This is a genomic window from Aquiflexum sp., from assembly GCF_041749095.1.
GTDB lineage: Bacteria > Bacteroidota > Bacteroidia > Cytophagales > Cyclobacteriaceae > Aquiflexum.
The window spans coordinates 1-23,693 of sequence record NZ_JBGTCA010000314.1 but is presented as its reverse complement, the minus strand read 5'-3'; the positions used below and the strand labels follow the sequence as shown (position 1 = coordinate 23,693).

Sequence of the window (23,693 nt, the reverse complement as noted above, 5' to 3'; positions counted from 1 at the left end):
CTTTTATGAAGGTTTTAATGTTTGGGTGGGAATTCCCGCCACATATTTCAGGAGGATTAGGTACAGCCTGCTATGGCTTGGTCAAAGGGTTGGTACACCACAAACAGGATGTCATTTTTGTTGTGCCCAAATTGTGGGGTGATGAAGAACCTGTTGCTGATTTTGTCAATGCGAGTGATGTGGTGATAGATTATAGAGAGAAGAAATTCAAAAAAATATGGAAAAACCTGACCTACCTCGAAGTAAGTAGCTTTTTGGTTCCTTACCTAGGTCCTGATGAATTCAAGAAATATACTGACTATGCCATACACGACCGCACCGATGTCGATGAAAGCGTGTTTTCAAATAAATTTGAGTTTAGCGGTAAGTACGGCAAAGATTTGATGAAGGAGGTATCGAGATATGCCCTTGTAGGAGCACAAATTGCCAAATCCAAAGATCATGATGTCATTCATGCCCATGATTGGTTGGCTTATCCGGCAGGAATTGCTGCCAAAGAAATGAGCGGAAAGCCATTGATAGCCCACATCCACGCCACAGAATTTGACAGATCCGGTGAATCGGTCAACAAACCTGTTTACGATATTGAAAGGGCAGGAATGCTAGCTGCTGACCATGTGGTCGCCGTTAGCCACCTTACCAGAAAAGTAGTCATCGAGAAATATGGTGTTCATCCTGATAAAGTTAGCGTTTTACATAATGCTGTTCTTGATGCCAGTATTATCAAATCAACCATTCAGAAAAATGTACCCGAAAAAATCGTGACATTTTTGGGAAGAATCACTTTTCAAAAAGGACCTGAATATTTTGTTGAAGCTGCCAAGAAGGTAATTGAAAGGGATCCCAATGTAAGATTTGTAATGGCCGGAAGCGGGGATCTGCTCAATAAAATGATTGAAAGGGTTGCTGAACTCGGAATGGGTACAAAATTTCATTTTACGGGCTTTCTCAAAGGAAAAGATGTCGATGACATGTATGCCATCAGTGATGTATATGTCATGCCATCTGTTTCTGAGCCTTTTGGAATTGCCCCATTGGAAGCCGTAAGACATAATACCCCTGTCATTATTTCAAAGCAGTCCGGTGTAGCGGAAGTTCTTAGAAATGCCATCAAAGTAGATTTCTGGGATGTGGACGCCATGGCAGATGCCATTTTTGGATTGCTGCACTATGACAGTATTTCAAAAATGTTCAGAGAATTGGGCAGCGAAGAACTCAAAAAATTAAAATGGGAGCATGTAGCTGCCAAACTAGTAACCGTTTACGATAAACTTCACAAACAACAACCATGAGAACTATTTGTTTTTACTTTCAGGTTCATCAGCCACTAAGAATAAAGCCATACCGTTTTTTTGATATAGGTGCGGATCATTATTATTGGGATGACTACAGCAACAAAAGCATCATCAGAAAAGTAGCCCAAAAATGCTACCTACCCATGAATGCCCTACTTTTGGAGCTCATCAACCATTACAAAGGCGGTTTCAAAGTGGCATTTTCGATTTCCGGTGTTTGTCTTGATCAATTTGAAGCTTTTGCCCCGGATGTACTCGAAAGCTTCAAAAGACTCGTGGCGACAGGTCATGTAGAGCTTTTAAGCGAAACTGATTCCCATGCGCTTTGCTCATTGAAAAGCAAAACGGAGTTCAAAAGAATGGTCAACAATCATAGGGAAAAAATCAAAAAGCACTTCAACGGTTACGAGCCCAAAGTTTTTAGAAATACCGAATTGATTTATTCTGACAAGATTGGTGGTATGGTTGCAGAAATGGGTTTTGAAGGCATGCTTACCGAAGGTGCTAAACATATCCTTGGCTGGAAAAGCCCAAACTTTGTTTATGAAAATTCCATCGACCCCAATTTGAAAATTTTATTGAAAAATTTTCAGTTAAGTGATGACATTGCCTTTCGATTCAGCAATAAAACCTGGTCTGATTACCCTTTGACCACCGAAAAATTTGTGAACTGGATCAATGCTTTGCCTAGGGAACAGGAAGTAATTAACCTGTTTATGGATTATGAAACATTCGGTGAACATCAATGGGCTGAAACAGGGATTTTCGAATTTATGAGAGCATTGCCAAATGCTGTATTTAAACATACCAATTATGGTTTTTCTACTCCAACAGAGGTGGTAAGAAATGCCAGACCAATTGCCAAAATCAACGTTCCAATCCCAATATCCTGGGCAGATGAGGAGCGTGACCTGACAGCATGGTTAGGGAATGACCTCCAAAATGAAGCCTTTGCAAAGCTATATGAAATGGAGAACAGAGTGGCAAATATTGATGATGATGAAATCCAAAGAGATTGGAATTATCTTCAAACCTCTGATCATTTTTACTATATGTGTACCAAGTTCTTCTCCGATGGAGCCGTTCACTCCTACTTCAGTCACTATGACACTCCTTATGATGCCTTTATCAATTATATGAATGTTCTAAGTGATTTTATATTAAGGGTTAAAATCCGGGAAGAAAAATTAACGCAGGCAGCTGAATAAATGATGAAAGTTAGTTAACAGCCCATTTTAAATTCAAAATGCCTGCTCTGTCAAGCCTTTTTTGGCAAATTCAATAAAATGAAAAATATAAATTACATCCTCTTAGTCCTACTGATAATATCGACATCCTGTACTGTTTCTACCGAAGAGAAAGTTGGCAATGAAGTGAAGGAAGAGTTCATTGTGAGATATGACCGTCCTGAGGCAAGTATACTTAGAGGAGTTTATATCCCCAAAGGGAAGGAATATTTTTATACATCAGGCCTTGTCGCGCCGATTAAAGACGAAAATGCTCCATTAGGTTCGCAAGATCGGTATGGTAATACCTATGAACAAAGCTTAGGTACTTTGGAAAGGATAAAAGAAACTATCTCCGAAGCAAGTTTCTCGATGGAGGATGTCTTTTTTTTGAGGGTTTACCTGGCACCTGACAAAGATGGAAATATCGATTGGGATGCTTGGTTCAAAGCTTATGGGGAGTATTTCAATAATGAAGAAAATCCTAATAAAGTGGCCAGGTCAACAATAGCTGTTTATGCCTTGGCCAACCCTGACCTATTGATTGAAATAGAAGCTGTTGCAGCCAAATGAAAAATGTATCATTAATTCTCCTTCTTTTCCTTTCTTTTTCTTTGACATCCTGTGATGGAGAAAAAGTCATGAAAGCCATGTTATGGGGATTTAACAGAATGGTAGGAGAAGGATATTTTCCTTCCGATGAGATCCTGGCACTAGGGGAATTTGAAGGAGCAGAAGTGCTGGTGTCAAAAACCGTCGAAAATGGAGAAAATAAAAGTACTCTGGAATTGAGACTTCATAATGGAAAAAATCCTGCATTACGTTTCAGTGAAGAAAACACTGCCCGTAAATGTGCTGAACTATACGCCGTAGGCTATTCAAAAATCAACGATTACAAAACCATCAAGATCTCATTTATTCAAACTGATCCCTTCAATGCAGAAAACTTTGCTGTCAGTGAATATAGCTTTGAAGTAAAGGATTTATTAAACATCCCAACCCCTGAAAACCATGGAATTCAATGAACAATTCAAACATCCGCCTATCAATACAGGTGAATGGTTTCTGACCATTTTGATTTCAAACATTCCTTTGATTGGCTTTATCATGCTCATTGTGTGGGCTTTTGACAAGCAGGGGAATCCCAATAAATCCAATTGGGCAAAAGCCAAACTCATTTGGTATGCTGTTGGAATAGGCATTGCTATTTTGGTTTTAATCTTGATTGGGTTTGGTGCCATCACCGGAATCTTTGATAATGTGCCCTGGGAGGATTTTTAATCCCTAGATCATAAAAGTCCTTCCCCATCATTTACATCTTCAGTGGCTTTGTTCAAAAAGTCATGAAAAGGTTTCATTTGCCTAAAAATTTCAATGGTGTATTTCCTGAATGAACCATCAGCTATCAAATTGTCGTCTAGAGGAGTGGAAACAATAAAAGACTTAAATCTTAAAAACTCAATATATGGATGGTCTGAATCATAACCTTTCGGACTGGTCTTGAGGGTCTCTCCCTGCATTCCACCAAAGGTTTTTTTAAAGTCTGGTTGTTCAAGAATAGATTGCAGTTCTTTTCCGGAATAATCAATTTCCTGCCTAATCTTCTTCAATACATCAGCTGGAGGCATCCAAATCCCACCTGCAATAAAACTTTGCCCCGGCTGAATGTGAAGGTAATATCCCGGGCCGGAAGATTTTTTACCTCCCACTGAAAAGTAAGCTGCCAAATTGGTTTTGTATGGATCTTTGTTTGCCGAAAACCTGACATCCCTATTTTGCCTAAAAACACAATCTTTAGCTTTAAAACCGGAAAGTTCAGGTTCCCATTGGGTGATGCCTTGTAATATTACTTCCACATCTGCCAATAAACTCTCCCTGATTTGCAAATACCAATCTCTATTGGCATCCATCCAGGTTTTGTTGTTGTTTTGGGAAAGGGTTTCTAGAAATTGGAGATATTTATTGTCCATGAAGATTTAACATGTTAAATAGGAATTGGTTCACAAAGAGATAAGCTTCTAAAATATCCTAGGATTCAATTTTTAAATAATTGGTAAATTTGAACTGAATTAGGATTATCTAATACTCTTTTGGTTCTTGTTTGACATGCCTAACCCTCAAAATTCTAATGTGGTGCAGAGTAATTTGATAGACTATTCGAAAACTATACTTTTCAAATGCTCGAATACTTCCATCATTATCTATTTTAAATTTATCAGATGGAAAAATTTCCGGATGATCTGGAATATTTTTTATAATGCCCAGGATTTCAAATTTTACTTTTTCAGCGGCTTGTAAAGAATCTTTTTTTATGTGAATAAGTAATTTCCTAAAGGAAATTTTAGCCTCTGTGTCCCAGATGATTTTCATTTCAGCCATTCTTTGGATTCTTTTTCCAAATCTTCATGGGTAATGTATTCACCTGACTCAATCCTTGTGTTGGCTTCTTCCAATTCTTTATTGTATTGTAAAATCCCAATTCGGTTTCCCTCCTTCAATTTCATTAAATCATCAATTAAAGATTTGTCCTTCAATGCCGCCAACCACTCAATTAACAATAATTTTTTTGCTTGAATATCCATATCTCCTAAATTATTTTATTCTAAATTTAAGGATTTTTCTTTTTATTGATAGCTCTTTAAAAAGAAAAAAACCTGACCTTCAATTGGTCAGGTTCCTAGTTGGTTTAGCTGACAATATTTATTTCAAGATATTCTCATTGACCCAATCGACTTCTTCCTTTCTAATTGTATGGTCTGAATCTTTAAATATCATTGTTTTCACATTTCCCCCCATTTTCTTTATCAACTCAACTGAGTCTTCAATCCTGCTTAATGGCACATGCATGTCTTTGTGACTTGACCCGATGAAAACTTTTGACGCATCAAAATCACCCTTGTATTTATTAGGGTTAAGTTTCTCACCTATCAGTCCTCCTGTAAAGGCAATCACACTGCCGTATTTTTTGGCATTTTGGGTTGCGTATTCCAATGAAAGACAAGCTCCTTGAGAAAACCCTATAAAAAAAATTTGCCCTGATTTGAATCCTTTAGACTCCAAATCTTCGACAACACCATCAAGCATTTTCATGGCATTGGAGAATGCCGGTTCATTGCTTGAATCAGGAGCCATAAAACTGTATGGATACCAAGTGTTTCCCGGTGCCTGTGGTGCAATTAGCGCAAAACCATCAAGATTGAGATGATCCTTCAAACTCAGGATGCTATCTGCAGTGGCACCACGACCATGGATCATAATGGCTACTTTTTTGGCTTTTTCCAATGCTGTACCTGCTGTTTTCATCTTATGCAAAACTTTCAATGTTCAATTTCACTTTTGCCAATCTTGATGCTATTTTATCACGTTGGGGTTCTGCCCATTCAGGCAATTTCAACGATTCACCCAAATGTGCTTCATCCTCATCAATGGCAAAACCAGGCTCATCCGTGGCAATCTCAAATAGTACTCCTCCGGGTTCTCTAAAATAAATGGATTTAAAATAGTTCCTGTCTTTTACTTCAGTGACTTGGTAGCCATTCTCCATCAGTATCTTTTGGATTTCAAGTTGGGTGGAAATATTGGCTGTACGGAATGCAATGTGATGAACCGTACCTGCACTTTGGATTCCCTGACGCCCATTTTTGTCTATGACTATGTCAACGATATCCCCTGGCTTCCCGTCAGTTCCATAGCGATATCGACCATCTTCCTCAGTGATGAATTTGTAATTCATAAATTGAGTGAGCAATTTTTGGGTCAATTCTTTTGCCTTAAGATTCAATGTAGCTCCATAAAACCCCTTTATGGAATGTTCCAATGGGATGTTGCCATATGTCCAACCTTTTCGGGAATCACTGTCATTGGCTATCAATTCTATTCCCATGCCATCGTGGTCTTCAAAACGGATCAATTTTTCACCAAAACGATTTAATGTTGTAGATGTCGGAACATTAAATTTGGCCAACCTGTCTATCCAAAATGATAATGCACCTTGGGGAATTGAAAAAGCGGTGTATGTCAATTCACCGGTACCCTTTGTTCCTTTTTTTGCTCCATCAAAAGGGAAAGTCGTGAAAACTGTTCCCGGTGTTCCCAATTCATCAGCAAAATAAAAATGATATACATCAGGAGAATCAAAATTGATGGTTTTTTTGACCATTCTCAACCCCAAAATGCCCGTATAGAAATCAACATTCTTTTGGGGATTTCCTGCTATGGCAGTAATATGATGTATTCCAGTTATCAGCGCTTTCATGGTTTTGATATTTATATTGGTATTAAGTTACCGGTTAATTGGTAAAAAAGGAAAAGTGGGACATGGTTTTTTGACTTAAAGAGATCTCTCCCATATTATTTAGGAAATTCTTTTTTTCTCAGTGATTAAAGGGTTTAGAGTTTTTATAAGTATAAGACCTTTGGGGTATAAAAAACCCCAAAGGTCTGAGGTAGACTATTGCTTTATAACTTGAGCATTTACTATAATTCTTACTTTGTCGCTTACCACGACACTACCAGCTTCGGTCACGGCATTCCACATCAAGCCGTATTCTTTTCTGCTGATTTTACCTTCAATTTCAAATCCTGCTTTGGTATTTCCATAAGGATCTTCTACTACTCCACCAAAATCAACATCTAATGTTAATGTTTTGGTAATGTCTTTGATTGTCAGTTCACCTTCCAAAGTACTTCCTTTCAAAATACCGGAGAATGACATCTTAGGAAATTTTTCAGCATCAAAGAAATCTGCTGATTTCAAATGTGTATCCCTATCAGATTGATTGGTAGAAATACTCGCAATTTCCGCTGAAAATGAAATGTTAGCTCCATCAAAATCCTCAGAATCCGCTTCAACGGAACCCTCAAAAGATTTAAAATAACCGGTAACTGTAGAAATCACCAAGTGCTTTACTTTGAATGAAACTTCTGAATGTGTTGGGTCAATGGACCATTTTGTAGTTGTTGCTGTTGCTGTACTCATCGTTAAATTATTTATTGGTTTTAAATTGTATTTACATTAAGTGTCTATACATCTATTTGTTTAAATTTTTTTTCAGCCTCTCAATTTATCCAAAAGAAGATTTAATTGATCTACTTCCTCTTCATTAAGTTGGATAATGGCTTTGTCTAATCCATTCATTTGATTGTGTAATTGATTAAGAACATCCATTCCTTTTTCGGTGATCAGGATATCAACCTGCCTTCTATCTGAGGGGCATTCTTCACGGACTACCATTCCTTTTTGTTTAAGTTTTTCTACCAATCGAGAGGCATTTGACATTTTGTTAAGCATTCTCTCCTGAATCGATGAAACTGTAATAGGATTACCTTTCTGTCCTCTCAATATCCTTAAAACATTGTATTGCTCAGGAGATAGACCGAAGGGTTTAAAGAAGGTGCATTGTTTTGTCACTATAAAACTTTGGGTATAAAGCAAGTTTACTATTGCTTTATTGTATGGATCTTTGAACTCTTTCTGTTTTATCGCCTCCTCGAGCCTCATTGAATATGATGTTTAGATATTTAATGTATATACATGCAAATGTAACAAAAGGTTTCCCAATTCCAATATATTTTTTAAAATAGCATCTGATTTTTATTTGATCACTGGAACTTTGCCAACCAATCTCCTATCAACCTGTTTATTTCCTCAGGCTTTTCTATGGAACTGCTATGGCCTGCCCCAGGCACCATGTGAAGTCTTGCATTGGGTATTGCCATTTGCAGAAATTTGGCTTTTTCAGGTTTGGTTGCAACATCCTCATCTCCTACTATCACCATGGTTGGGCATTTGATGTTTCGGATTTCTTCCTCAACTCCTTTTCTGTAAATTACGGCCTCCACTGATTTGGTAATTGATTTTTTATTGGACTGTAATTCTTTAGTCCATTTTTTGTACGATTCCTTGTTTTTGGGATTTTCCAACCAACTCTGTGCAAACATAATCGGCATAACCTTAGAAGCAACCATAGGTATTACACCAAACAATTTTACAATACCGTTCAAAAGTTTGTATTTTGGAAGATTCTCTACAGGCTCAGGATTAGCAGAGGTCTCCATTAATATTAGGCTTTTAACTTTTTCGGGATAACGTGCTGCCAGCCGCATCCCAACAAACCCTCCCATAGAAAGACCTGCAAAATGAACGGGGCGGCCAACTAACTTATCTATCAGTTCCAACACATCTTCAGTCAAAATATCCATATCAATGGGGCTGCCGTTCACCTCTGATTGTCCTTGGCCCCTATGGTCATAGGCAATGACTGTGTATCTTTTTTTCAAAAATTCCACTTGTTCCATAAACATCTTATGGCTCCAAAGCAGTCCATGTGAAAAGACAATGGTTTCTTTTCCTTCACCTTCTTTGATGTAAAAAAGTTTGATGTTATTGAGTTGGATATGGGGCATGTCTTATTGTACGAAGTTTGAGGGATTTAGTACAAAGTACCATGAACAATGTACCAAGAAATTGAGGTTGAATGTTTTTTCAGAGTTTATTTAACTAGTTGATGATTATTGACACTAATACAGGAAATTCTCACTTCTCCGTTCTCGTCTCCTCTCGGATCTTTGACTCTTGACTCTTCTCGCCAAATGTCTCCTGCAGTCGACATGACAAGGAGAAGTCTTATTTAATAGTTAATGAATTAGATTAACAAAACATCAATAGTGCCTGCCCTCTGCTCTCTCTAGGTTCTTGGCTCTTGTATCTTGGCTCTTGATTCTTATATCTAATCTCTTGCATCTCGCTTCTCTCATCTAATCTCTCCCTTCTAAGAATTACCAATCCAATCCCGGTTGCTTCAACTTCATGGCATTTTCACGGGCTTTATGCTGTTGGACTATGACACGGGCATCTTCAAGGAGTTGTTTGGCATCATAGACGATTCCATCCTTGACAGTATATTTAACTCCTCCCACCCTTATTGGTTCATTATCATCTCCTATTCTGATAGCTCCTGTGCCATATAGCACTTTAAGGTTTTGAAGTGGATTTTCTTCCAGTATCACGAAATCTGCCAATTTACCGACTTCGACAGTTCCAATTTCCTTGTCCATACCCAATGCCTCGGATGCATGCATTGTCGCAGCCCTGATGACTTCCAAAGGGTGAAAACCAGCTTCCCTTAGCAATTCCAACTCTCTGATAAATGCAAATCCATATAACTGATAGATAAATCCGGAATCCGATCCAGCCGTAACCCTTCCACCCCTGTTTTTATATTCATTGACAAAGGTCATCCAGATCCGGTAATTTTCTTTCCATTGGATCTCCTCTTCAGTTGTCCAATCAAACCAATATGAACCATGGGATTCTCTTGATGGCTTATAAAATCTCCACAATGAGGGCAGTGTATATTCCTCATGCCATTCTGCCCTTCTTGCCCGCATCAGGTCACGGTTGGCTTCATAGATATTAAAGGTAGGGTCAATGGTAAAATCCAAATCCAGCAATTCCTGCATGACCTTGTTCCAATGATCGGAATAAGGTTCCGCGGCCTGTTTCCAAAGTTTACCAGCTTCCGCAAATCTATGTTGCTCATTTTGGTAATTGTAATCCAACCGGTAATCCTGAATAGTCCTGTCCACCAATAAGGCTTCGGGCAATCCATACCAATGTTCCATGGTGGTCAGACCTGCCCTTGCTGAATTCAGCACATTCCACCTTGCCACATCCATCTGTGCATGATGCATTGAGGATCTTAATCCTATTCTTTTGTTTTCTTCCAATGCTGCCTGCATTACTTCGGGCTTGGCTCCAAAGAATTTTACCCCATCTGCTCCTTTTTTTGCATTTTCATTGACCCAAGCTTTGGCTTCGGTAGCGTTGGTAATAGGTGTGGTCGCTCCTTGACCGAAACTGGTATAAGCCAATAATCTCGGAGCAGTGATCGTATTGGCAGCAGATTTCTTTTTATGTTCCAATACCCAATTCAGGCCATTGCCAGCAGAAGGGTCTCTTACCGTGGTAATGCCATGCGCCATCCAAAGTTTGAATACATATTCCGCAGGAGTTCCTTGGCCAGCTCCACCGATATGACCGTGCATATCAATCAGACCGGGAAGCAAGTAGTGGGCTTCAAGATCCATGACCTTATCATTTGGACCGGCCTTAGGCCTTCTATCCTCTTTAATTGGCAATCCGGGATAACCCACCACCCTAACTTCCGCGATTTTATTTTTTTCGACGACAATATCCACCGGACCTATCGGAGGCGCTCCTGTACCATCCACCAAAGTCACGCCTCTGATGATCAACTTTTCATAAGGACCTTCCCCTTCCTTCCTGTCAGGTGAGGGCATTACTTGGGATGAAGAAGCAAATGGAAATAATAAAACAGCCAGAAATAGAAATAGTATAGGTTTTTTCATACAGATAAATGGTTGACAGGCTTAAAATAGTCCTTTCCTAAAAAACAAAAAAACCGACTATCAAACAGTGGTAAATCGTTCGTTCGTACGGACGTACGGAACTATTGAAAAATTATTCCTTACGGAAAGTATAGCGAAGACCAATATTTGCCCTGAGTGTAAAGTCCGAATTGGCTACCAAGGGAGTTCCTTCCAATAAAACAGAAAATTGACGGTGATTTGAAATGGGCTTGAAATCCATACCCAAAGGTAATCCAATCCTGCCTTCATCCACATCTGTATATCCCACCATCAAACCAATGTGTAAATTATACCATTCAGTTTGCTTAACATTATAATGGCCCAATGCCTCCACACCCAAAACATAATTGACAACATCTCCGGCTAAAAATCTAACCTCTCCGAATATTTTTTTATCAACATCCGTACCCACTCCAATTTGGGACAAAACCCCACCATGATAAATACCCAGATGTACTTGTGCTTCAGCTTCTTGGAAACTGAAAATCGCAAATACAAAAGCCAGTATACAAATTGTTGATTTTTTCATATTGAATCCATTATTAAAAATTTATTGCAATCGTAGTTATTACTCAATAGAATTGCAAGCAATCATCAAAACTAAACCAAGGAGTTTAAATTTTCTTATAGCAGAACACTTTTAAATTAAGTTTTTAAAAGTAGGATTATTTGTTTAATAAACATAGAATTCACCTAAACTATCTAGCGAATTTAATCCCTCATCAAGCCGAAAAGCAAAACCAATGTTAGCCCATTAAAACACATGTGATGGTACCGGGAATAAATCACTAAAAAGAAGGTGAAAATTGCTATTAACCCATTCTATTTTAAAATTAGTTTTACTCAATAGGATATGCCAAATATCTATAATATCCAATAACTTTTAAGATCAGATTCATCTGAAATAAAGGTGTTATTTTACTAAAATGCATCAAGTAAATATCACCCCCTCAAAATCTCCATCGGTGCCATCTTGATAATATTCCTACCATTCAACCAGCCCAATAAAACCGTCAGCGCAGTTATTGCAAGATAAACAATCAATGCTTCCTCATAAGCCCCGCGAAAAGGCAAATTGAACACAAACTTGCTCAAAAGAAAGGTGGCCAAAAATGACAGCAAAATCCCGCTTAAGGAAGCCAAGGAACCCAAAAAGAAATATTCCAACGTGTTGATTTTACTAACAGTCCCACTATCCGCGCCCAAAGTCCGCAACAGAATGCTTTCACGCATTCTCTGGAATTTACTGATGATCAGGGAACTGATCAAAACCAAGATACCTGTGATGATACTGAAGAAAGCCATGAACTGTATGACGAAGCTGATTTTACCCAAGATTTCTTCCAAAGTTTCCACGATTGCCCCTAAGTTGATGACTGAGATGTTTGGGAATGTCCGCACAATCTCTGATTGCACATCGGCTGCCTGTCTGTCATTTTTTGTTTTGGTGATCAGCACGTGGAATTTTGGTGCATTGGTCAAAACATTGTCCGGAAACAATACCAGAAAATTGGTTGAAACCTGATTGAATTTGATATCCCTGAAACTTCCCACATAAGTTTTAATCGATCTACCCTGAACGTTGAAAATAATCTCATCGCCCAAATTGATACCGGTTCTTTCCGCGTAACCCTCGTCAAAAGATATAAAGACTGAATCACTTGATGAATCCACTTTTTTCAGTTCCCCACTGACCATCCTTTCTGAGGATATCAAAGAATCCCTGTATGTCACCCTAAATTCCCTGTTGTACAATCCCCTTGATCTTCTTTCCTCATCTGGCAATGTATCATTGCCTTTTTTGGTCAGACCATTGATGGATTCCAATCCCATTGTTACGATCGGCACTTGTTGTAAAATGGGCAAATCCCTTCTTCTGATCCTTTCAGCGACTGAATCCACCTGATGGGTCTGAATATCAAACAACAACATATTAGGCTGATCCTCTTTATCCGCAAATCTTGCCTCATCCAATAATTGGTTTTGAACAAAAAACAAGGTGCTGATCATCGCTGTGCCAAGACCAATTGTTGCAATCAAAGAAACGGTTTGGTTATTTGGTCTGTAGAGATTGGCTAAAGATTGTCGTATAGGATATTGTAAGGTAATGGGCAAAAACCTTTTTATCATCCACATGATTCCCAAGGCAACTGACCATAAAGCCAGAAATGCAAACAATACAAATCCGGAAAAACCTAATGCCTCTTTCCAGCCATTCAATAGAAAAAAGCTGAATCCAAAAATGAACAGCAAAATGCCTGTAATCACACCCCATCGCAAAGGGTCTTTGGAGATTTTGGTTTCCCCTTCCTCAGGCCTTAAAGTGGCCATTGGTGATACTTTCCTGATTTTTAATAAAGGTAAAAGCGCAAAAAGCACTGCGACAAGCAATCCTGTCAAAATCCCGAACCCAACACTCTTCCATGAAATCGCCATGGTAACCTCCACTGGAAGAAAATCAGCAAAAACAGTCGGCAATACAAACTGAAGCATGGTACCCAAAAAAGCTCCGAATAGTGATCCTATCAAACCCATGACCAAAATCTGAACAAGATAGATTTTCATAGCAGCCCATGCGGATACTCCCAAGCAGCGCAATACTGCGACTGAAGCTAATTTCTCTTTCACAAAAACATTCACCGCACTAGCCACCCCCACACAGCCCAAAAGCAAAGCAATAAATGCCACCAAACTCAGAAAATTCGAGAGGTTCTGAAAAGAACGTCCGGTTTGGCGACGGCGGTCTTCCACTGTATCTGCATTTACTTTCTCCTCTTCCCATTGTTCCTCATACAGCTTGACCAATTCTTCCGGGATCACTTCATCTGCCAATTGATAATAACGCTGATAATTAAGCCTGCTTCCGTATTGGATCAATCCTGTTGCCTCGGCATATTCCATGGGTAAATACACCGCAGGGGCTACTGTAGCTGCAATTCCTGTTTGACCTGGTACTTTCTGTAGTTCTCCTTCGATCACAAAAGTCAATTCCCCTACTTTGATGCTATCCCCAACCACTGCATTGAACTGTGCCATCAGCAATTTTTCAACCAATGCTTTTCTTCCCCCGTCCCTAAATGTGCTTTCGGCATTTTCAGGGATTGTCTCCAGTTTTCCATAAAAAGGAAAATCCCCTTCCAGCAACCTGACTTGGGTCAACCTACTTTCCCCCGTGGCAGGAAATGCCACCATACTGGCAAAATTCACTTCCTCCGCGGTTTGGATTGCGATGGAATCAGTGGGCTGTTCCCCAAGCGGTTTGTTGTTTTTAAGGACCAAATCAGCCCCGACCAGTTCCTTGGACTGATCTTCAATATCTTTTTTTAGGTTTTCTCCAAAAGAGCTTATCCCTACCAAAGCTGCTATACCAACCACCATGGAGGAAACAAATAGCAAAAGGCGGGAGAAATTCTTGCGGAAATCCCTATAAGCCATCAATAAAATCCAAGAAAAATCAGCCATTGCTTTCCTCCTGGATTTTGCCCCCTTTGATATGAATGATTCTGTTTGTTCGTCTGGCCAACTCCGTGTCATGGGTCACCAAAACCAAAGTGGTTCCTTCTTCCTTGTTCATATTAAAAATAAGGTCTTCGATCATTCCACCTGTTTCAGTATCAAGGTTTCCTGTGGGTTCGTCCGCAAAAAGTATCAAAGGCTCATTGGCAAAAGCCCTTGCAATGGATACACGCTGCTGTTCCCCACCGGATAACTGTGTTGGGTAATGTGTTACCCTGTCACCCAAACCAACTTTTTGAAGCAATGACAATGCTTTCTCCTTGGCATCTTTTCTTTTTTTCAATTCCAAAGGCACCATCACATTTTCAAGGGCAGTCAAAGTGGGGAGAAGCTGGAAATTCTGAAATATAAAACCCACATTCTTACTCCTTACGGCAGCCCTTTCATCCTCGGACAATTTCTCGAATGCACTTCCATTGAGCACTACCGAGCCTGTGGTTGCGGAATCCAACCCTGCACATAAGCCAAGCAAGGTGGTCTTACCGCTTCCTGATGGCCCAACGATCGCAATACTGTCACCGGATTGGATATTGAGATTGACATTATCCAAAACAGTCAATTTCCTGTTACCACTTTGGTAGGTTTTGGAAACTTCCTTTACACTTAAAATACTCATAAAAATAAGAAGGGTTTTTGTACGGGCTAATAACACCATCCAACGTCCAAAAGGTTTGATCCGTTGGAAATAAAGATAATGCGAAAGAATGGATTGAAACAATTTCGCTTGAAAAATTGTAGATTTGGGAAAAGAATAAAAAATGACAACCAAAATCAAAAGGGGTGCTGATATTGAAACCATCAAAAAAGCGCTATCGAAAATCAAGACAAAAAAAAGGTTAGATGCTTCTAAATATAGCGGCTCAATAACTTCAATCATTGATCCTCTTCAAATTCAAAAAGAATTGAGAGATGAATGGAAATGATCTTTTTAAAACAGAATCTCACATTACTAACTGCAGATAAAGGTTTCAGTAAAATTAAAGAACTAGACCTAATGATTTATGAATTATAAATTTTCATTCTATATACTAATTATCATTTTCTCATTCAGTTGCAATCAAAAACCTGCTGAAAAAACCATTCAAAACCCAAATCAAATATTAGAATCATCAAATTCTAAAAAACTCATCCTCTTTTTCGGCAACAGCCTAAGTGCAGGTTACGGAATTGATGCTGAGGATGCATTCCCTGGTTTGGTTGCTCAGCGGATTGACAGCTTGGAACTGAATTATAGAGTAGTCAATGGAGGATTGAGTGGTGAAACAACTGCCAGTGGACTTAGCCGATTGGATTGGTTTTTGGAAGAAGAGCCTGCAATATTTGTCCTTGAATTGGGTGGAAATGATGGGTTGAGAGGCATCCCGATTTCTGAAACAAAGAAGAACCTAAAAGGTATCATCCAAACAGTCCGTTCCAAATATTCGGAAACAACTATCCTATTAGCGGGTATGCAAATCCCACCCAATATGGGTCCGGAATATACACGTGAATTTAGGGAACTATACCCAAGCGTGGCTGAAGAAGAAAATGTAAAACTTATCCCATTTTTGTTGGAAGGTGTTGCCGGAAATCCTGATCTGAATCTTCCTGACGGGATTCACCCTACCGAGGAAGGACATAAGATCGTATTTGAGACCATCTGGGAATATCTGGAGGGTTTGTTATAAATTTATTCAAAATATATTTTATCTCCATTTTTGAACTGTTTAGAGATTTTTTAACTGATTAGTTTAATTAAATCTACTCTCATTCATCTTTCAGGCGAAAAAAATATATTGAGGTTTTCATCTTTTCCTCGTTTCCTCTTTTTTCTTATTAACGTTTTTATCCAATCCCGACATTTTTTTTTAAATTAACATGGACTTTTAATCCTCTTTGATTCAATTCATTATTAAAATGATTTGAACTAAGTTATTTACCCACAACAATGAAAAAGCTTCACCCGGAAATTATATTCCCCTTTTTTATAAGGTCCGCCTTTTTTACAGTCCTGATGGCAGGAATTGCTCTTCTTAATTCGCACCCTTCCTATGGTCAGAATGAATTGGATGATCTTCTCCAACAATTGAAAAAAAGCCAGCGAGATACAAACAGGGTTTGGATACTAAGGGACATGGCCTACTATCACATGGATGATCATCTTGATTCTGCCATCCATTACAGCGAACGGGGTTTTAATTTAGCCAGAGATCTGGGATTTGCCCAAGGCCAAATCTGGAATTTGTACCAAAAAGCCCTTGCCCTTGAATTCGGGGATAAATTTGAAGAGTCCATAGCCACCTTCCAAAATGCTTACAACATCGCAGTGATCCATAAGGACAGTCTCAGTATGGCCAAGCTGAGAAATGCCATGGGAGTCGCATATTATTACCAATCAGATTTCAATAATGCTGTCAAATATTACCATGATGCTTTGGGTTTAAGTTATAAAACCGGGTATTGGGAAGGAGAATCACATGCTCTCAATAATCTCGGTGTGATATATAGGCACAGAAGGAATTTTAAAAAAGCATTGGATATTTATCTCCAATCTCTTGAAATAAAAGAAAAACAAAATGATACAATCGGACTTGTAAATGCACATTATAACATCGGCTTGCTTTACTCTTATATGCAAGATTTTGATGAAAGTCTCGAAGCATTTTCCAAGGCACAAAAATTAGCTGATGGAAAATCTGAATTAAGGACTATGGCGGAAATCAACATAGGCCTGGGGGTAGCACTGTACAATCTGGAAAATCACAAGGAAGCTTACGAATATCTCAAAACCGGCATCGAAAACCTAAAATCTGATAAAAACCACGAGAAAGCAGGTGCATTGACCTATTTGGGAATATTGGAGGTAAGGGCTGGAAAAACGGATGAAGGTTTGGCCAAGCTACTTTCTGCAAAGGAAATTGTGGAACAAACGGAAAGGTTGGAATTGAAAAGACAGGTAATGAAGGAATTGGCAGTTGCTTATGAGTTGCTACAACAGCCCGAAAAATCCCTGGAGTCTTGGAAAGCCTTCAATATCTTGAATGACAGCATTAATAATGAACAGAAATTATGGGCATTTGAGGAAATGCAGGCACGGTTTGAGGCAATAGAGAAAGACAAGAAAATACAACAACAAGCCCTTGAACTTTCCGAAGAAAAAAACAAAAAAGCCAGGCTGAGTATATTTTTGACCATTGCTTTTCTTTCCGGGTTGGCAGGGATTTATTTTTATGTTTATCGATGGCGGGCAAAAGTAAAACTTCAAGAAAACAATATCCCCAACCAAATAAATGGGACCTCCATTGATATAGGGAGAATCAATTCCAAATTATTAAGTCCTCTCACCACCCGGGAAAGTCAGATCATCGAATTGGTGGAGAAAGGTATGACCAACAATGAAATTGCCGAAAATTTGTTTGTAAGTGAAAACACCGTAAAGACCCACCTTAAAAATATTTTTTCAAAAACCCACGCCATCAACCGAACTGACCTGATCCATAAACTGAGAAACTATTGATACATAAACACTTTTTAAATTCTTATGGGATGGAAAATAACATCATTTCATCCAAATCAAATGTGAATATCACTCAAATGGGTGATCTCCATAAAACCTAAATAACTCATTTTTGGAGTAACCATTTAAACCAAATCAAGACCGTGTTATGAAAAAGTTTTTGAAAATTACCGCATATATTGCGACAGCCGTTATTCTTTTGATCGTGGTTACAGCTACCTATGTAAGTGTTGCGCTACCCAATGTAGGACCTGCACCAGAAGACCTGGTAGTAGAGATCACTCCCGAAAAAGTCGCTCACGGAAAATACATGGCATACCATGTTATGATGTGTGTAGACTGTCATTCAGTGAGGGATTTTAGTCAGTTTTCAGGTCCCCCTGTACCCAGCACCTTGACAGCAGGTGGGGAAAGATTTGATCAAAGCATGGGATTCCCAGGAATTTTTATTTCTCCCAATATCACTCCTTATGGGATAGGGGACTGGACAGATGGGGAAATTTTTAGACTTATTACTACAGGGGTTAGAAAAGATGGCAGCCCTATTTTTCCTGTGATGCCTTACCACAGTTACGGCACCATTGACCGGGAGGACATAGAGTCTGTTATTGCCTATCTCAGGACTTTGGATCCAATTGAAACAAAGCATCCCAAGTCCAAAGCAGATTTCCCATTCAATTTCATCCTCAGAACCATGCCTGCAAAAGCACAACTCACCAAAAAGCCTGCACTTTCTGACCAAGTGGCCTATGGTGGATATTTGGTAAATGCAGCAGCTTGTGCTGACTGCCATACTAAGTTCGAAAATGGTGATTATGTTGGAGAAAGACTGGCCGGTGGAAGATCTTTTGAATTCCCCGATGGAGTCCTGACTAGTCCTAACCTCACCCCACATGAAAGCGGAATCGGAAACTGGACCAAAGACATGTTTGTCCAACGATTCAAAATGTATGAAAATGAACACTTGACCGCACCTGAGGTAAAGCCAGGAGAATTCCAAACTATCATGCCTTGGGTCATGTATGCCGGAATGAAAGAATCCGATCTTGAATCGATTTTTGCCTACCTAAAGTCGCTGAAACCCGTGGAGAATTATGTGGAGAAGTTTAAGCCGAATAGTTGAGGTTAATAAAACGCATCCTCAAACTGCTTAAAATTCACATTGCCATTTTTGTCCCGATAAACACCCACTATATCAAATCGGATATCTTTGTGCCAGTCCTTTTCATGGATATAGTGGTCAGCTGCTTTGACTATCAGCTTCCGCTTGGTATAGTCCACAAACTCCTCTGCATATCCAAATCCTGTCCCACTGCGGTATTTGACCTCTACAAAAACCAGGATTCCTTTATACTTGAATATTAGATCAATTTCTGCGTGACTGTAGCGGTAATTAGCCTCTACAAATTCATAGCCCCGGCCACTCAGCCATTCCTTGGCCAAGTACTCAGCTTCCTTTCCTTTGTCATTGTGTTCTGCCATCGTGAATATTGTTTATTTTTGAAAAACTCTTTGAGAACCTATATTTAAAAACGCTTGTTGCAAAGCAGCAACCCTCCAAAACTGTGAATCAAGTTATCAATAAAAAAGTAAAATTTCTAGACTTAGGCCTAAAGGATTACCGGGAAACCTGGGATTTTCAGGAAGAATTGTTTGCAAAATCTGTTGCACTGAAAATCGAAAACAGGAATTCTCCGCCCGAACTCCAAAAGCCGACCGATAATTACCTGATTTTTGTGGAGCATCCCCATGTGTATACTTTGGGCAAAAGCGGTGAACTTTCTCATTTGCTTTTGGATGAAAACGGTCTAAAAGAAAAACAGGCCACCTTCTACAAAATCAACCGAGGTGGCGATATCACTTATCATGGCCCCGGACAATTGGTAGGTTATCCGATCATCGACTTAGACAATTTCTTTACAGATATCCACAAATACCTGAGGCTTTTGGAGGAAGCCATTATTTTGACCTTGGCAGAATATGGTATAGAAGCAGGAAGGATTGAAGGCTTGACAGGAGTTTGGCTGGATCACGATTTGCAGAAAAATCCAAGAAAAATCTGTGCTTTAGGCGTCAAATCCAGCCGATGGGTAACCCTGCATGGTTTTGCCTTTAATGTCAATTCTGATATCGCTTACTTTAACAATATCATCCCCTGTGGCATCCCCGACAAAGCCGTGACCTCCCTTCACCTCGAATTGGGAAGACCTGTAGACCTTTCAAAAGTCAAAGAAAAAGTCAAAAGACATATTATTGATTTATTTGAGATGGAGTTGGTCTAATGTAAAATGGATATATGGTAGAAATACTATGGAAATATGATTGATATAATTTTTAAAACGAACAGTTAAATTTTAATTTAAATCTTGTGTTTTATGTCTTGCGCCAGCCTGCCGGAAGGCATGTTCTTATGTCTCAAATCTCATGTCTCACATCTCACCTCTAAAAAAAATGAAAAAAGACATCGACTTTCACCCGGTCACAGGAGTTAAACTGGCCATAGCCAAGGACAACATCAATGGCAATATTGAATGGGCTGTGTATATCATCAATCTCAATTTGATAGAACTGAATACCGTCATGATCACCTCCAAAGGGTATGGGGTTATTGATGGGGAGGAAAAGAAAACCTCCACTTTGCGGCATATGATCCAGGAATTGGGAGCGGAATCAATTGCCAAAATTGAACCCATCGATCCTGCTTTATTTGCCCTGAACAATGAATATTGGGTTAGTTACTATATCCTTGATCAGATTTTCGACAAAAAGTTTATCTTTACAGAAGGCAGCATGGATCCCTCCAATATGACCTATATTCCAGAATTGGATATGGAAGGCATCCTTCACGGATAAAAATTTTAGCTATGGGGAATTTTTTCAATGAATTGAGCGATATCCTTTTTTTGGATATTGAAACGGCCTCTCAAGAAGAGGCTTTTGAAGCTTTGCCTCCAAGACTTAAGGAGGAATGGATCAAAAAGGAAAAACATATCCAACCCAAAGAAGAGGAACTCGAACCCGGTAGTCTCTTTTTCAACAAAGCAGGAATCTATGCGGAATTCGGAAAAGTCATCTGTGTGGGCGTGGGCTATTTTCATTTTGTGGAAGATGAAAACAAACTGGAATTCAGAACCAAAAGCTATGGGGAGGAACAGGAGTATGATACCCTCACTGGGTTTGTAGAATTACTCCAAAGAAAAAAGTGGATACTCTGTGCCCATAACGGAAAGGAATTTGACTTTCCCTATTTAAGCCGAAGGATTTTGATCAACAGGATCCCACTTCCCGAACCTTTGCAGATCGCAGGAAAAAAACCTTGGGAAGTCAGGCATTTGGACACACTTGAACTTTGGAAATTCGGGGATTACAAGCATTACACAAGATTGGAGCTTTTGGCAGCTATTTTTGACATCCCCACCTCCAAAGAAGGAATTGATGGTTCCCATGTCAATGAAGCCTATTACCATGAAAAAGACCTTGAAAAAATCAGGGAGTATTGTTTGAGGGATGTTTTGGTCACCGCCCAGATTTACCTGGCATTCCAGGGACTTCCGCCAGACTTAGAGATTGAAATTGTAAATAAAGACCTTGAATAGTTTTTTCTTGGTTTTAATCCTAAATGATTCTTAGAAACTAGAAAAACAGGTCTACCAACTAGAAATCAAACAGTATAAATAATCTTAAACCCCAAAATTAAATATCTCGAATTATTTCGTTTTCACTTGGAAATAATGATATATATCATGAAAAATATCGTAATATTAATGTGTATTAAATAAATTTTAAAAATAAGAAATCAGTAAAAAACAAATTATATGGGATTGATATCATTTATAAAAGGAGCTGGTGCCAAAATTTTTGGAGGAAAAGAAAAAGAAGCGTCTAAAGAAGAAGTGCCTATAATCAGGGCTAATGCACTTTTGGAACATGTAAATAGCCTTGGCTTGCCTTTTAATAGAATTAAAATAATCGTGAAAGATAGTTTTGTCACGGTTGAAGGAGAGGCTGAAAAGCAAGAGCATGCAGAAAAAATAGTGTTGGCTATTGGCAATGTTGAAGGCGTGGAAGAAGTAGATAATAAAATGGAAGTTGTCGAACAAATCCCAGAAGCAAATTTTCATACTGTAGTAAGCGGGGATAATCTGTCTAAAATTTCCAAGATATTTTATGGTGACCCCAATAAATACAATATTATTTTCGAAGCAAATAAGCCAATGCTAACCCACCCTGACAAAATCTATCCAGGTCAGGTACTTAGAATTCCGCAATTAACCTAAATAAAATTGAAAGAATCAGATTTAGAAATTATCACTTCTTCCGCTCATAAATCTCAATCCATCCATGATCGATACTTTTGAGAATCATCTTCTCATTCTCAAATTCTACACTTCTAATTAGAGTAGGTACACCAGGGATAGCTTGTGTAGGAAAAACATGAATATTATTTCCGACGATTTTCCATGACATCATCTGTGACATTTCAAAAAAATCTGACGCCTTGGGCCTTAGGTGCTGTGGAATGTTTAATTCTTTGTTTGCTTTATTCTCCGCATCTCTAAAACCTCTGACATCAGCTACTTGCTTACCATCAGGATTGAAAGCTGTCATATAATCTTTACCTGTCAATTCAGAAATTACTTTCTCACCATTTTCTGTTTTATACTGTTCTTTAAGGATCCAAACTCCGGTGATTTTGTCCTTTAGCTCTTTTGTAGATTCGCCAAATACCTTTGAAAAATCATAATTCAAATCTTTGGAAATCTTTTTCAATTCCATTGTCCTATTTTCACCTTTTAAAGTCAAAGTCAGGAGTTTCTTGTCAAGAATCCCATGAACTTCTTCCGGCTCCCCTTCTACCTCAAATACACCTGCAAATCCGCTTTTTGCTTTCCTTGCCACGAATTCCTTGGAACTTAAATCAGATTGGTAAAGTTTACCCATCAGCAACTCCCCCTGCTCGGAGATACTTACAACTAAAGGATTTTCCAAGTCTGTGGTCTGGTAGATTCCCTGGAAATTCTGGGAAAAACCAGCATGTTGCAGGGTAAAGCACAGCAAAAACAACCATATCAAAGTTTTTGAATTCATCTTTCTAAAGGTTAAAAATTACTCATTCTTTAATTAAAGTCTAAGTTAAAAAATTTCTCCAATTCCAAAATGATTTTATTAACTTTATAGGAAAGAAAATCCTGATGAAATCGAGCATAATAAAAACATAGCTAAGAGGAATCAATATCATAATGCGAGATTCCATCTGACCACTGTAAATAATTATAAGCAGATGAAAACGAAATCAATTGAAAATATCAAAAAGCGAATTCTAGGTAAGATTGAAAAATTGAACGAAACTGAATTAGAAACTTTGGAATCGCAAATTGATCAGATTGAAATAAATCATTCTAAAATTGAAGACATCCTTTCCTTTAAAGGGTTTTTGAAGGATATGGATGATGAATTTAAAACTGAATTGACAACAGATTTGCCGAGGAAAAGATTAGAAGGATCAAAATAAAAAAGTGGAAATTGGATAAGGCAATCCTTGATACTGACACATTATTAAATTTTTTTGATGAGGATGAAAACACATCTACAAATCTGGTTAATTATATAACAATTCAATCTAAGCTTACCATTACAAACCTTACTATTTACGAAATTTATAAGGGCTTATTTTATAAAAACGCCAAAAAAAGAATGGCGAAATTTGAAGAGTTTCTTCTGCGTTGTGAAATTCTTAATGTTTCAAAAGAATCAGTAATTACATCCGCA

General features: G+C 38.6%; 29 protein-coding genes. 15 read left to right on the top strand and 14 right to left on the bottom strand.

The window, feature by feature from the left end; genetic code table 11:
• Positions 1–5 precede the first annotated feature (5 nt).
• The 5 genes from ACEW8O_RS14545 (at position 6) to ACEW8O_RS14525 (ending at position 3,802) form a co-directional block, all read left to right on the top strand.
• Positions 6–1,292, top strand: coding sequence for a glycosyltransferase family 4 protein (locus ACEW8O_RS14545; protein WP_373495353.1), 1,287 nt, complete (start codon positions 6–8; stop codon positions 1,290–1,292).
• Positions 1,289–2,503, top strand: a complete 1,215-nt coding sequence (locus tag ACEW8O_RS14540; protein WP_373495352.1) for a glycoside hydrolase family 57 protein — start codon at positions 1,289–1,291, stop codon at positions 2,501–2,503. The genes ACEW8O_RS14545 and ACEW8O_RS14540 overlap by 4 nt, the downstream gene beginning before the upstream one ends.
• Positions 2,504–2,581: 78 nt before the next feature.
• Positions 2,582–3,094, top strand: a complete 513-nt coding sequence (locus ACEW8O_RS14535) for a RidA family protein (RefSeq protein ID WP_373495351.1) — start codon at positions 2,582–2,584, stop codon at positions 3,092–3,094.
• The gene (locus ACEW8O_RS14530) at positions 3,091–3,546 is read left to right on the top strand and encodes a hypothetical protein (RefSeq protein WP_373495350.1); all 456 of its coding nucleotides are present in this window, start codon (positions 3,091–3,093) and stop codon (positions 3,544–3,546) included. Before ACEW8O_RS14535 ends, ACEW8O_RS14530 begins: the two co-directional genes overlap by 4 nt.
• Positions 3,533–3,802: a hypothetical protein gene (locus ACEW8O_RS14525; protein ID WP_373495349.1), complete on the top strand. Its 270-nt coding sequence runs from the start codon at positions 3,533–3,535 to the stop codon at positions 3,800–3,802. The genes ACEW8O_RS14530 and ACEW8O_RS14525 overlap by 14 nt, the downstream gene beginning before the upstream one ends.
• An 8-nt stretch (positions 3,803–3,810) precedes the next feature.
• Here ACEW8O_RS14525 and ACEW8O_RS14520 read toward each other — a convergent pair whose 3' ends face one another.
• The 12 genes from ACEW8O_RS14520 to ACEW8O_RS14465 form a co-directional block, all read right to left on the bottom strand.
• Positions 3,811–4,491, bottom strand: a complete 681-nt coding sequence (locus ACEW8O_RS14520; protein WP_373495348.1) for a DUF2461 domain-containing protein — start codon at positions 4,489–4,491, stop codon at positions 3,811–3,813.
• Between the two features lie 109 nt (positions 4,492–4,600).
• Positions 4,601–4,900, bottom strand: a complete 300-nt coding sequence (locus tag ACEW8O_RS14515; protein WP_373495347.1) for a type II toxin-antitoxin system RelE/ParE family toxin — start codon at positions 4,898–4,900, stop codon at positions 4,601–4,603.
• The gene (locus ACEW8O_RS14510) at positions 4,888–5,103 is read right to left on the bottom strand and encodes a hypothetical protein (RefSeq protein ID WP_373495346.1); all 216 of its coding nucleotides are present in this window, start codon (positions 5,101–5,103) and stop codon (positions 4,888–4,890) included. Before ACEW8O_RS14510 ends, ACEW8O_RS14515 begins: the two co-directional genes overlap by 13 nt.
• Before the next feature lie 118 nt (positions 5,104–5,221).
• On the bottom strand, positions 5,222–5,824 hold the full coding sequence (locus tag ACEW8O_RS14505) for an alpha/beta hydrolase (RefSeq protein WP_373495345.1): 603 nt from the start codon (positions 5,822–5,824) through the stop codon (positions 5,222–5,224).
• 1 nt (position 5,825) lies between these two features.
• A complete protein-coding gene (locus tag ACEW8O_RS14500; protein WP_373495344.1) occupies positions 5,826–6,776 on the bottom strand; it encodes a ring-cleaving dioxygenase in 951 nt (316 codons plus the stop codon).
• Between the two features lie 195 nt (positions 6,777–6,971).
• Complete coding sequence (locus tag ACEW8O_RS14495; protein WP_373495343.1) at positions 6,972–7,499, bottom strand: YceI family protein; 528 nt, start codon at positions 7,497–7,499, stop codon at positions 6,972–6,974.
• A 72-nt stretch (positions 7,500–7,571) separates the two neighbouring features.
• Positions 7,572–8,021, bottom strand: coding sequence for a MarR family winged helix-turn-helix transcriptional regulator (locus ACEW8O_RS14490; protein WP_373495342.1), 450 nt, complete (start codon positions 8,019–8,021; stop codon positions 7,572–7,574).
• A gap of 101 nt (positions 8,022–8,122) precedes the next feature.
• A complete protein-coding gene (locus ACEW8O_RS14485; protein ID WP_373495341.1) occupies positions 8,123–8,926 on the bottom strand; it encodes an alpha/beta fold hydrolase in 804 nt (267 codons plus the stop codon).
• Between the two features lie 372 nt (positions 8,927–9,298).
• Positions 9,299–10,891 (bottom strand): amidohydrolase family protein, encoded by a 1,593-nt coding sequence (locus ACEW8O_RS14480; RefSeq protein ID WP_373495340.1) that lies wholly within the window; start codon positions 10,889–10,891, stop codon positions 9,299–9,301.
• A 112-nt stretch (positions 10,892–11,003) separates the two neighbouring features.
• Positions 11,004–11,441: a hypothetical protein gene (locus ACEW8O_RS14475; RefSeq protein ID WP_373495339.1), complete on the bottom strand. Its 438-nt coding sequence runs from the start codon at positions 11,439–11,441 to the stop codon at positions 11,004–11,006.
• 413 nt (positions 11,442–11,854) lie between these two features.
• Positions 11,855–14,374 carry an ABC transporter permease gene (locus ACEW8O_RS14470; protein ID WP_373495338.1) on the bottom strand — a complete coding sequence of 840 codons (2,520 nt, stop codon included), beginning with the start codon at positions 14,372–14,374 and terminating at the stop codon, positions 11,855–11,857.
• Positions 14,367–15,044 (bottom strand): ABC transporter ATP-binding protein, encoded by a 678-nt coding sequence (locus ACEW8O_RS14465; RefSeq protein ID WP_373495337.1) that lies wholly within the window; start codon positions 15,042–15,044, stop codon positions 14,367–14,369. Before ACEW8O_RS14465 ends, ACEW8O_RS14470 begins: the two co-directional genes overlap by 8 nt.
• Positions 15,045–15,186: 142 nt before the next feature.
• Between ACEW8O_RS14465 and ACEW8O_RS14460 the strand changes: the two genes are divergently transcribed.
• The 4 genes from ACEW8O_RS14460 (at position 15,187) to ACEW8O_RS14445 (ending at position 19,047) form a co-directional block, all read left to right on the top strand.
• The gene (locus ACEW8O_RS14460; RefSeq protein ID WP_373495336.1) at positions 15,187–15,351 is read left to right on the top strand and encodes a hypothetical protein; all 165 of its coding nucleotides are present in this window, start codon (positions 15,187–15,189) and stop codon (positions 15,349–15,351) included.
• Between the two features lie 78 nt (positions 15,352–15,429).
• On the top strand, positions 15,430–16,095 hold the full coding sequence (locus ACEW8O_RS14455; protein WP_373495335.1) for an arylesterase: 666 nt from the start codon (positions 15,430–15,432) through the stop codon (positions 16,093–16,095).
• A gap of 260 nt (positions 16,096–16,355) precedes the next feature.
• Positions 16,356–17,924 carry a tetratricopeptide repeat protein gene (locus ACEW8O_RS14450; RefSeq protein ID WP_373495334.1) on the top strand — a complete coding sequence of 523 codons (1,569 nt, stop codon included), beginning with the start codon at positions 16,356–16,358 and terminating at the stop codon, positions 17,922–17,924.
• Between the two features lie 148 nt (positions 17,925–18,072).
• A complete protein-coding gene (locus ACEW8O_RS14445; protein WP_373495333.1) occupies positions 18,073–19,047 on the top strand; it encodes a c-type cytochrome in 975 nt (324 codons plus the stop codon).
• A 2-nt stretch (positions 19,048–19,049) separates the two neighbouring features.
• Here ACEW8O_RS14445 and ACEW8O_RS14440 read toward each other — a convergent pair whose 3' ends face one another.
• Positions 19,050–19,406 (bottom strand): YraN family protein, encoded by a 357-nt coding sequence (locus ACEW8O_RS14440; RefSeq protein ID WP_373495332.1) that lies wholly within the window; start codon positions 19,404–19,406, stop codon positions 19,050–19,052.
• Positions 19,407–19,489: 83 nt separating this feature from the next.
• Between ACEW8O_RS14440 and lipB the strand changes: the two genes are divergently transcribed.
• The 4 genes from lipB (at position 19,490) to lysM (ending at position 22,201) form a co-directional block, all read left to right on the top strand.
• Positions 19,490–20,206: a lipoyl(octanoyl) transferase LipB gene (gene lipB, locus ACEW8O_RS14435; protein WP_373495331.1), complete on the top strand. Its 717-nt coding sequence runs from the start codon at positions 19,490–19,492 to the stop codon at positions 20,204–20,206.
• A gap of 169 nt (positions 20,207–20,375) precedes the next feature.
• A complete protein-coding gene (locus ACEW8O_RS14430; protein WP_373495330.1) occupies positions 20,376–20,777 on the top strand; it encodes a hypothetical protein in 402 nt (133 codons plus the stop codon).
• A gap of 11 nt (positions 20,778–20,788) precedes the next feature.
• Entirely contained in the window at positions 20,789–21,520 is a 732-nt protein-coding gene (locus ACEW8O_RS14425) for a 3'-5' exonuclease (RefSeq protein WP_373495329.1), read from the top strand.
• Between the two features lie 219 nt (positions 21,521–21,739).
• A complete protein-coding gene (gene lysM, locus ACEW8O_RS14420) occupies positions 21,740–22,201 on the top strand; it encodes a peptidoglycan-binding protein LysM (RefSeq protein WP_373495328.1) in 462 nt (153 codons plus the stop codon).
• Between the two features lie 31 nt (positions 22,202–22,232).
• Here the strand turns inward: lysM and ACEW8O_RS14415 are convergent, their stop codons facing one another.
• Positions 22,233–23,012: a hypothetical protein gene (locus ACEW8O_RS14415; RefSeq protein ID WP_373495327.1), complete on the bottom strand. Its 780-nt coding sequence runs from the start codon at positions 23,010–23,012 to the stop codon at positions 22,233–22,235.
• A gap of 193 nt (positions 23,013–23,205) precedes the next feature.
• Here ACEW8O_RS14415 and ACEW8O_RS14410 point away from each other — a divergent pair, with 193 nt between their 5' ends.
• Both ACEW8O_RS14410 and ACEW8O_RS14405 read left to right on the top strand, forming a co-directional pair.
• Positions 23,206–23,436: a hypothetical protein gene (locus ACEW8O_RS14410; protein ID WP_373495326.1), complete on the top strand. Its 231-nt coding sequence runs from the start codon at positions 23,206–23,208 to the stop codon at positions 23,434–23,436.
• Positions 23,437–23,447: 11 nt separating this feature from the next.
• Positions 23,448–23,693, top strand: a 246-nt coding sequence (locus ACEW8O_RS14405) for a PIN domain-containing protein (protein WP_373495325.1), incomplete at its 3' end; no start/stop codon positions are given.

Bases quoted from the DNA above. Each gene is read 5' to 3' on its own strand.
- ACEW8O_RS14545 (WP_373495353.1), top strand. From the start codon at position 6: ATGAAGGTTTTAATGTTTGGGTGGGAATTCCCGCCACATATTTCAGGA.
- ACEW8O_RS14540 (WP_373495352.1), top strand. From the start codon at position 1,289: ATGAGAACTATTTGTTTTTACTTTCAGGTTCATCAGCCACTAAGAATA.
- ACEW8O_RS14535 (WP_373495351.1), top strand. From the start codon at position 2,582: ATGAAAAATATAAATTACATCCTCTTAGTCCTACTGATAATATCGACA.
- ACEW8O_RS14530 (WP_373495350.1), top strand. From the start codon at position 3,091: ATGAAAAATGTATCATTAATTCTCCTTCTTTTCCTTTCTTTTTCTTTG.
- ACEW8O_RS14525 (WP_373495349.1), top strand. From the start codon at position 3,533: ATGGAATTCAATGAACAATTCAAACATCCGCCTATCAATACAGGTGAA.
- ACEW8O_RS14520 (WP_373495348.1), bottom strand. From the start codon at position 4,491: ATGGACAATAAATATCTCCAATTTCTAGAAACCCTTTCCCAAAACAAC.
- ACEW8O_RS14515 (WP_373495347.1), bottom strand. From the start codon at position 4,900: ATGGCTGAAATGAAAATCATCTGGGACACAGAGGCTAAAATTTCCTTT.
- ACEW8O_RS14510 (WP_373495346.1), bottom strand. From the start codon at position 5,103: ATGGATATTCAAGCAAAAAAATTATTGTTAATTGAGTGGTTGGCGGCA.
- ACEW8O_RS14505 (WP_373495345.1), bottom strand. From the start codon at position 5,824: ATGAAAACAGCAGGTACAGCATTGGAAAAAGCCAAAAAAGTAGCCATT.
- ACEW8O_RS14500 (WP_373495344.1), bottom strand. From the start codon at position 6,776: ATGAAAGCGCTGATAACTGGAATACATCATATTACTGCCATAGCAGGA.
- ACEW8O_RS14495 (WP_373495343.1), bottom strand. From the start codon at position 7,499: ATGAGTACAGCAACAGCAACAACTACAAAATGGTCCATTGACCCAACA.
- ACEW8O_RS14490 (WP_373495342.1), bottom strand. From the start codon at position 8,021: ATGAGGCTCGAGGAGGCGATAAAACAGAAAGAGTTCAAAGATCCATAC.
- ACEW8O_RS14485 (WP_373495341.1), bottom strand. From the start codon at position 8,926: ATGCCCCATATCCAACTCAATAACATCAAACTTTTTTACATCAAAGAA.
- ACEW8O_RS14480 (WP_373495340.1), bottom strand. From the start codon at position 10,891: ATGAAAAAACCTATACTATTTCTATTTCTGGCTGTTTTATTATTTCCA.
- ACEW8O_RS14475 (WP_373495339.1), bottom strand. From the start codon at position 11,441: ATGAAAAAATCAACAATTTGTATACTGGCTTTTGTATTTGCGATTTTC.
- ACEW8O_RS14470 (WP_373495338.1), bottom strand. From the start codon at position 14,374: ATGGCTGATTTTTCTTGGATTTTATTGATGGCTTATAGGGATTTCCGC.
- ACEW8O_RS14465 (WP_373495337.1), bottom strand. From the start codon at position 15,044: ATGAGTATTTTAAGTGTAAAGGAAGTTTCCAAAACCTACCAAAGTGGT.
- ACEW8O_RS14460 (WP_373495336.1), top strand. From the start codon at position 15,187: ATGACAACCAAAATCAAAAGGGGTGCTGATATTGAAACCATCAAAAAA.
- ACEW8O_RS14455 (WP_373495335.1), top strand. From the start codon at position 15,430: ATGAATTATAAATTTTCATTCTATATACTAATTATCATTTTCTCATTC.
- ACEW8O_RS14450 (WP_373495334.1), top strand. From the start codon at position 16,356: ATGAAAAAGCTTCACCCGGAAATTATATTCCCCTTTTTTATAAGGTCC.
- ACEW8O_RS14445 (WP_373495333.1), top strand. From the start codon at position 18,073: ATGAAAAAGTTTTTGAAAATTACCGCATATATTGCGACAGCCGTTATT.
- ACEW8O_RS14440 (WP_373495332.1), bottom strand. From the start codon at position 19,406: ATGGCAGAACACAATGACAAAGGAAAGGAAGCTGAGTACTTGGCCAAG.
- ACEW8O_RS14430 (WP_373495330.1), top strand. From the start codon at position 20,376: ATGAAAAAAGACATCGACTTTCACCCGGTCACAGGAGTTAAACTGGCC.
- ACEW8O_RS14425 (WP_373495329.1), top strand. From the start codon at position 20,789: ATGGGGAATTTTTTCAATGAATTGAGCGATATCCTTTTTTTGGATATT.
- lysM (WP_373495328.1), top strand. From the start codon at position 21,740: ATGGGATTGATATCATTTATAAAAGGAGCTGGTGCCAAAATTTTTGGA.
- ACEW8O_RS14415 (WP_373495327.1), bottom strand. From the start codon at position 23,012: ATGAATTCAAAAACTTTGATATGGTTGTTTTTGCTGTGCTTTACCCTG.
- ACEW8O_RS14410 (WP_373495326.1), top strand. From the start codon at position 23,206: ATGAAAACGAAATCAATTGAAAATATCAAAAAGCGAATTCTAGGTAAG.